6 protein-coding genes are annotated in these 8,138 nt (G+C 53.1%); all 6 read left to right on the plus strand.

Annotated elements, in window-relative coordinates; genetic code table 11:
* Positions 1 to 234: 234 nt before the first annotated feature.
* Complete coding sequence (locus tag QZR21_RS06570; RefSeq protein WP_296099313.1) at positions 235 to 723, plus strand: ferritin; 489 nt, start codon at positions 235 to 237, stop codon at positions 721 to 723.
* Positions 724 to 925: 202 nt separating this feature from the next.
* Positions 926 to 1,282, plus strand: coding sequence for a YraN family protein (locus QZR21_RS06575; protein ID WP_296099310.1), 357 nt, complete (start codon positions 926 to 928; stop codon positions 1,280 to 1,282).
* Positions 1,283 to 1,306: 24 nt separating this feature from the next.
* On the plus strand, positions 1,307 to 2,821 hold the full coding sequence (locus QZR21_RS06580) for a YifB family Mg chelatase-like AAA ATPase (protein ID WP_296099309.1): 1,515 nt from the start codon (positions 1,307 to 1,309) through the stop codon (positions 2,819 to 2,821).
* Positions 2,822 to 2,877: 56 nt separating this feature from the next.
* Entirely contained in the window at positions 2,878 to 3,909 is a 1,032-nt protein-coding gene (dprA, locus tag QZR21_RS06585; protein WP_296099316.1) for a DNA-processing protein DprA, read from the plus strand.
* Positions 3,910 to 4,206: 297 nt separating this feature from the next.
* A complete protein-coding gene (topA, locus tag QZR21_RS06590) occupies positions 4,207 to 6,528 on the plus strand; it encodes a type I DNA topoisomerase (protein WP_296974487.1) in 2,322 nt (773 codons plus the stop codon).
* Between the two features lie 324 nt (positions 6,529 to 6,852).
* On the plus strand, positions 6,853 to 8,138 hold a 1,286-nt coding region (gene trmFO / locus QZR21_RS06595; protein WP_296974490.1), incomplete at its 3' end, for a methylenetetrahydrofolate--tRNA-(uracil(54)-C(5))-methyltransferase (FADH(2)-oxidizing) TrmFO.

Below are 8,138 nucleotides of genomic sequence, written 5' to 3' on the forward strand. Positions count from 1 at the left end.
CCAAAATCCGGGGGCCTCACTTTCGGATGTGTCCACTACTCGGGGTCCATTTTAATTTTAACTCTCAACTCTCAACTCTCAACTCTCAACTCTTAGCGGCGCAGCCGCTGCTCCCCATCTACCCCTTTACATCGAAAACTTTCCATGATATAATATGAATGTCGATAGATATCGATACAGTTTAGACAAGTAAAAACCATTTATTATACAGTAGCAAAGCAAAGGAGACCTATCATGAAATTATCCAAAAAACTCTTAAAAGCACTGAATGCACAGATCAATCTGGAACTGGCTTCCGCCTACCTCTACCGCGCCATGTCCCACGACATGAAGAACCTCGCCCTCCATGGCTATGCGAAATGGCTGGACAAGCAGTATGAAGAAGAAAGACAGCATGCCTTCAAGATCATCTCCTACGTAGAAGACCGTGACGGCGTAGTAGACTTCGACGCCGTTGCCGGCGTTGGCAAACACTACGGCTCTCCCCTGGATGCAGCGAAGGACTCCCTGGCCCATGAAGAAAAGATGTCCGCCTCCATCCGTGACCTCTTCCGCCTGGCTCGGGAAGAAGGGGACATTGAGACAGAACTCTTCCTCCAGTGGTTCGAGACAGAACAGGTAGAAGAAGAAGTGAATGCCCGGGACAACGTGGCAGGCTTCGAAAAGGCAAAGGACTGCGAAGGCCTCCTCTACATGTTCGACGCCCACCTCGGCGGCCGGTAATAAAAACCACAAAAACTCCTGCCCCTGAAAGGGGACAGGAGTTTTATTATGCCCGGAAAGAATAGAACCTAGGGCCATCTATATCGATTATAAATCCATGATTTCCTTTATTGACGGCACTATTTAGTTCCACTTAAAATAGAGTGAGAATAAATGTACGGATGATTGATCTTTATCATAGTTTATAGAAATGAGGTGACTGATGGAACCATCAACACTTGGAAGGGAAGGGGAACGTCTTGCCCGTCAGTATTTGGAGCGTAAAGGTTATATTTATTTGACAAGCAATTTTAAAAGAGCTCATGGAGAAATTGACCTGATTATGAAGGATGGAAGTACCCTGGTTTTTATCGAAGTAAAGACGCGCCGGAATCGCAGATATGGAGAACCGGTGGAATCCGTCGGTTTCACGAAGCAGAGACATATAAAATACGGTGCCCGGGTCTACGTAAACAGTCATCGTATTACGGACACACCCATACGGTTCGATGTGGTGGAAATTTTGTTTTTCCCTTCCAGAGAAGTAAAGTTCCGGCATACGAGAAATGCATTTTATTGATTTCCAGTAAGGAAGGAGCCCTCTATGTACGCAAAAGTATTTGGTACTACCACCTTTGGCTTGAACGGCCATGTCATTGGCGTGGAAGTGGATATTAACAAGGCATTTCCCGCTTTTGATATCGTAGGACTGCCGGCTGCATCAATAAAAGAATCCAAAGAAAGAGTCCATTCAGCCATCCGCAATTCCGGTTACCACTTCCCGGTTGACAAAGTAACGGTAAACCTGGCACCGGCGGACTTGAAAAAAGATGGTTCTGGTTTAGATCTTCCCATTGCTATCGGCCTTCTGACGGCTAGCGGGGAAATTCCCCAGGAATGTCTAAAAGATACCATTTTTATCGGAGAACTGTCTTTGAAGGGAGAAATCCGAGCGGTCCCCGGAATCCTGTCCATGGTGCTGGCAGGAAAGGAAAAGGGTATTTCCCGTTTCTTCATGGCACCCGAAGTGACCAATGAAGCCCTGCTCTGCGAAAATATTGAAGTTTATGGCCCCAAAACATTGAGGGAGCTCGTGGAGTTTCTGCTTGCCCGAGAATCCATGGCTCCTGCAGTGCGGCGTGAATCGAGGCCCCATATCATGAGCGATGTGGACTTTGCTGAAGTCCAGGGACAGGTCATGGCGAAAAGAGCCATGGAAATTGCAGCTGCTGGTGCACATAATGTGCTCATGACTGGTCCTCCGGGGTCCGGGAAAACCATGCTGGCCCGGCGAATTACCACAATACTTCCACCCATGACAAGGGAAGAAGCGCTGGAAGTAACCAAAATATACAGTGTGGCCGGTCTTTTCAAAGCGGAGGACATCATTCGGGAACGACCATTCCGCAGTCCCCATCATACTATTTCCATGGCCGGTCTCATCGGTGGAGGTACCATTCCTCGGCCCGGAGAAGTGACACTGGCTCATAGAGGAGTGCTTTTTCTGGATGAACTTCCAGAGTTTCCCCGATCTGTGCTGGAGGTGCTGCGGCAACCACTGGAGGATAGAGAAGTCCACATTTCTAGAGTCAATGCTTCCTTTACATATCCCGCAGACTTTATCCTGATTGCTGCTATGAATCCATGCCCTTGTGGGTATCTCGGGGACCCGGATCATCCATGTACTTGTACGGATGGAGAAATCCGCAGTTATGGCCGAAAAATTTCCGGTCCTCTGTTGGATCGTATTGATCTCCATGTTTCGGTACAGCGTCCCAAATACAGTGAATTGACGGCTACTATCCAGGGAGAGCTATCATCAGCCATAGCCCAACGGGTGGATGGAGCCAGAAAAATCCAGGCACATCGTCTTTCCAAATGGCACATGCAGAATAATTCCCAAATGGGGCATCGTCAACTCAAAGAAACTTGTACTTTGGACAAGGAAGGCACAGAAATGCTTCGGGAAGTATTTGAAAAACTTCATTTATCCGCTCGAAGTTACGACCGGATTATCAAGGTAGCTCGGACCATTGCAGATTTGGATGGGCAGGAGCAGATTCGATCTTCTCATGTGGCAGAGGCCATCAGTTATCGGAATATGATTCCTCGGAGGTAACTATGGATATATACGCTGCATCGCTCCCCGGATGTCCCGGACTTGGTGCAAAGCATATGCGCGGTCTGATTTCCTATTTCCATACAGCAGAAGATGTATGGAAAGCATCAGATGAAGAGATAGAGAATAGTAGACTCATTACAGGAAAACGGAAAAGTGCATTTTTGGCATGGCGCCGAGAGACGGATCCCGTTGCAGTGGCCGAAAAGTTATATACCGCTGGTATTCGATGCTGTACCTGGGAACAAGATGAATACCCAGCTCTTCTTAGGACAACATCAAATCCACCGGCCGTCCTTTTCTATAAAGGCTGCCTACCGGACCATGAAAAGCTAGTGTCCATCGTGGGATCAAGGAAATGCACGTCCTATGGACTGCAGACAGCGGAGCGTTTTGGGAAGAAACTGGCGGAGCAGGGGGTTGTCATTATTTCCGGCGGCGCCCGGGGTATTGACAGTGCCGCCCATACCGGTGCTCTGTCAGGGAAAGGAATCACTGTGGTCATAGCAGCTTGCGGTTTGGACCGTGTATATCCCCCGGAAAACCGGCAGCTGTTTGACAGAATTGTGGAAAATGGTGGCGCTTTGATTTCGGAGTATCCCCCGGGGACGCCGCCTTTGGGGCGACAGTTTCCGGCACGGAATCGGATTATTGCCGGTATGAGTCGGGGCGTGGTAGTCGTGGAAGCGGCGGAACGGAGTGGATCCCTAATTACAGCGGATTTTGCTCTGGAAGAAGGGCGGGATGTATTTGCGGTACCTGGCAGTATCTATTATCCCTCCTGTATGGGTACGAACCTTTTAATTCGGCATGGAGCCATTTGTTGTACTTCATTTAAAGATGTGCTCTCGGAATATGGCTGGTGTCCGGAAGAGGGCGAAAAGAAAACATCCTTCCGCCAGCCCATGACAGTGGAGGAGGAAACGGTATACCAATACTGTACTCTGGGGGAAGAGGTATCGTCTGAAGATATTCTCCAGCAATCCGGATTTTCTGTTGCCCGGCTTACCATGGTACTTCTGTCGTTGCAATTGAAGGGATATATTCAGGAAGTCGGAACGGGACGTTATATGGTAATGGTAGATTAAAAAGTATAAAGAATTTATGCGAATAATCTAAAGAGTAATTCCGTTTCCTTTGAAAAAGGAATTATCTTTCTTTTTTTGATGGCGCACAATCCTATAAAATAGATTCATGATTTTATATTTTGCGGTTTCTGGTACTATCTTATGATTTTTATTTCTTGATTTCTTTCCCCCTATCCTGTATATATAAGTAGGAATATGTGGTATTCTTATACAGACAACGGACGGGCCCGGGAATGGGGCCTGTGATAATAGAGATATTTCTATGATTTCGGGAGCTTCGGCTCCGGGGAGGTATCATTGGCTATAACGAGAACGATAACGGTGACGAGGAAGAAGCGGGGCCGGAAGGCGAAGGAAGTGGTGTTCAAGAGGAAGCCGAATCCCAAGGGCAAGACCCTGGTGGTGGTGGAATCGCCGGCGAAGGCGAAGACCATCGAGCGGATCCTGGGGCCGGACTACAAGGTCATGGCATCGAAGGGGCATCTCCGGGACCTGCCCCAGCGGACCCTGGGGGTGGATATCGACCACGATTTCCAGCCGGAGTACGTGGACTCCAGCGAACGGGAAGATGTGATCAAGAGCCTCCAGAAAGAGGCAAACCGGTCGAAGACCGTCCTTCTGGCAACGGACCCTGATCGGGAGGGGGAGGCCATTTCCTGGCACCTGTCGAAGCTCCTGGATGTGAACCCGGAGGACAACTGCCGTATCGCGTTCCATGAAATCACGCCGCCTGCCATCAAGGAGGCCATCAAACACCCGGGGCCCATCGACATGAACCGGGTAAATGCCCAGCAGGCGCGCCGGGTGCTGGACCGGCTGGTGGGGTATAAGCTGTCCCCCTGGCTGTGGAAGCTGGTGTATCGGGGCCTGTCCGCAGGGCGGGTGCAGTCCGTGGCTACCCGGCTCATCTGCGAAAGGGAAGAGGAAATCAAAGCCTTCAAGCCGGAGGAATACTGGACCGTAGAAGGCCTCTATAAGAAGGAGGACTCCGAAAAGTTCCCGGCGAAGCTGGTGCAGGTGGACGGGAAGGATGCGGCCCTCCACAATAAGGAAGAAACCGACGCGGTGCTGGCGGACATCGACGGGAAGGAGGCGGAGGTGGTCTCCGTCACGAAATCCCGGAAGCAGCGGAAGGCGAAGCCTCCCTACACCACGTCCACCATGCAGCAGGATGCGGTGAACAAGCTGAATTTCGGTTCCAAGAAGACCATGATGCTGGCCCAGAACCTGTACGAAGGTATGGAAATCCCGGGCCACGGCCACGTGGGGCTCATTACCTACATGCGTACGGACTCCACCCGTATTTCCGATGAAATGATCGCCCAGGTGCGGCCCTACATCGAGACGGTGTACGGGGAAGAGTACCTGCCGCCGAAGCCGAATGTATTTGCAAAGTCCAAGAAGGCCCAGGACGCCCATGAAGCCATTCGTCCCACGAGCCTCCAGTTCCCGCCGGAAGCCCTCACTTCCGTGCTGTCCCGGGACCAGCTCCGGCTGTACACCATGATCTGGCAGCGGTTCATCGCTTCCCAGATGGCGCCCCAGATTTCCCAGAGCACCACCGCCACCCTCCAGTGCGGCCGGTGCACCCTGAAGGCTGTGGGGAGCCATGTCACCTTTGACGGCTTCACCATCATGCAGCCTGCGAAGGAAAAGAAGAAGGACGACGAAGATACGGGCTTCCTGCCGCCTCTGAAGAAGGGGGAAATGGTGAAGAACGTGAAGGTGGACGGGGAACAGCATTTCACTGCGCCGCCGCCACGGTACACCGAAGCCAGCCTCATCAAGACCCTGGAAGAAAAGGGCATCGGCCGTCCTTCCACCTACGCTCCGATCCTGGATACCATCCAGCGGAGGAAGTACGTGGTGAAGGAAGGAAAGCAGTTCGTCCCCACGGAAGTGGGCTTCAAGGTGACGGATCTCCTGAAGAAGTACTTCGAAGAGGTCATCAACGTGGGCTTCACGGCGAACCTGGAAAACTGGCTCGATAAGATCGCCGAAGGCCACGCCACCTATAAGAAAGTAATGACCGATTTCTACAAGGTCTTCGACAAGGAGCTGGAAGCGGCGAACCTTTCTGCGGACAAGGAAAAGAAGGAAAGCCAGGAAGTGACGGATATCAAGTGCGAGAAGTGCGGCGCTAACATGATCGTAAAGATGGGGCGGTACGGGAAATACCTCGCCTGTCCGAACTATCCGGAATGCCATAATATCAAGCCCTACAGCCTTCTCAATGGTCCTGAGGAAACGTCGGACGTGAAGTGCGACAAGTGCGGCACCCTCATGGTGTATCGGGACGGCCCCTACGGCCGGTACCTGAAGTGCCCGAACTGCGGTGCCAATAAAGCCATCATCATCGATACGGGCATTGCCTGCCCCAAGTGCCATGAAGGGCATATCGTCCAGAAACGGAGCCACCGGGGCCGGATCTTCTACGGCTGCAACCGGTATCCGGACTGCGACTTCGCCCTGTGGAACGAACCGGTGGATAAGTTCTGCCCGGAGTGCGGCTCCATCATGGTGAAAAAGACCTATAAAAACGGCAAGGAACTGGTCTTCTGCTCGAATCCCGAATGTCCCACGAGGGCGAAGAGCAGGAAAAGTAAGAAGAGTGAGTAAGTGAGATAGTGGGTTAGTGGTTCAGGTGGAGCCTTGAGCTGGACAGGCCCTGCGGGCAAGTGAGATCGAGGCCGAGGTCGAGATCGAGGGACAGGGACGTAGGCCCTAAAGATCTAGATCTAGATCTAGGTCCAGGTCTAGACCTCCAGCGGCTCCGCCGCGGGTGTGTGGCTGGGCTCAATGCGTACGTAAGGGGGCTTCCAGCTTTTAGCGGCTGGCTTCCAGGAAAGCTGATCCGCGGCTTCGCCGCCAGACCTCAACTCTCAACTCTCAACTCTCAAATCTCAAATCTCAACTCTATTTTTATTCCAAGGAGATATTTCATTGAACGATCATGTGACTGTCATCGGTGCGGGCCTTGCGGGAAGTGAGGCGGCGTACCAGCTGGGGGAAATGGGGATCCCTGTGACCCTGGTCGACATGCGGCCGGCGAAGCAGACGCCGGCCCATCATACTGCCTTTTTCGGGGAGCTGGTCTGCAGCAATTCTCTCCGGGCAGCGGCCCTCACAAACGCGGTGGGGCTCCTGAAGGAAGAGATGCGGCATCTCCATTCCATCATCATGCACTGCGCCGATACCCACAGCGTCCCCGCCGGCGGAGCCCTGGCGGTGGACCGCATGGGGTATGCGAAGGCGGTGACAGAGGCGGTGAAGAATCATCCCCTCATTACCTTCGAAGAGCGGGAAGTGACGGAAATCCCGAAGGATGGCATCGTCATCATCGCCACAGGCCCCCTGACGGAGGGCGCCCTGGCGGAGGATATCGAGAAATTCTGCGGGGGAGAGGGATTTCATTTCTTCGATGCCGCGGCGCCTATTGTGACGAAGGAATCCCTGGACCTGTCCGTGGTGTACCGCATGTCCCGGTATAACAAGGGGGAAGCGGCGTACCTGAACTGCCCCATGAATGAGGAGGAGTACAAAGCTTTCCGGGAGGCCCTGTGCCATGCGGAAATGGCGCCGGTCCACGGTTTCGAAAATAAGAAGGTCTTCGAAGGGTGCATGCCCATCGAGGTCATGGCGGCCCGGGGAGAAGATACCATGCGGTTCGGTCCCATGAAGCCCGTGGGACTGCCGGACCCGAGGACCGGGAAGGATCCCTACGCCGTGGTGCAGCTCCGGCAGGACAATGAGGACGACACCATGTACAACATCGTGGGATTCCAGACTCATCTCAAATGGGGAGAACAGAAGCGGGTCTTCGGCATGATTCCGGGCCTGTCCCATGCGGAATTCATCCGGTACGGCGTGATGCACCGGAATACGTACATGGATTCGCCGGACCTTCTGGATGGCACCATGGAAACGAGGAAACGGCGGGGCCTCTTCTTCGCCGGCCAGATGACGGGGGTAGAGGGGTACGTGGAATCCGCGGCTTCCGGCATCGTGGCTGCCTGGAGCGCAGCGGCCCGCTTCCTGGGCAGGGAACCGGAAGAGTTCCCCCGGGAGACGGCCATCGGATCCCTGTGCTACTATATTTCCCATTTCCAGGGAAAGAATTTCCAGCCCATGAACGTGAACTTCGGCCTTGTGCCGCCACTGGAAAAGAGGGTGCCGAAAAAGGAGAAGAACCTGAAACTCTCCGAACGGGCCCTGCAGGCGCTGGATGG

Source organism: uncultured Dialister sp., from assembly GCF_900541605.1.
Taxonomy (GTDB): Bacteria; Bacillota; Negativicutes; order Veillonellales; family Dialisteraceae; genus Dialister.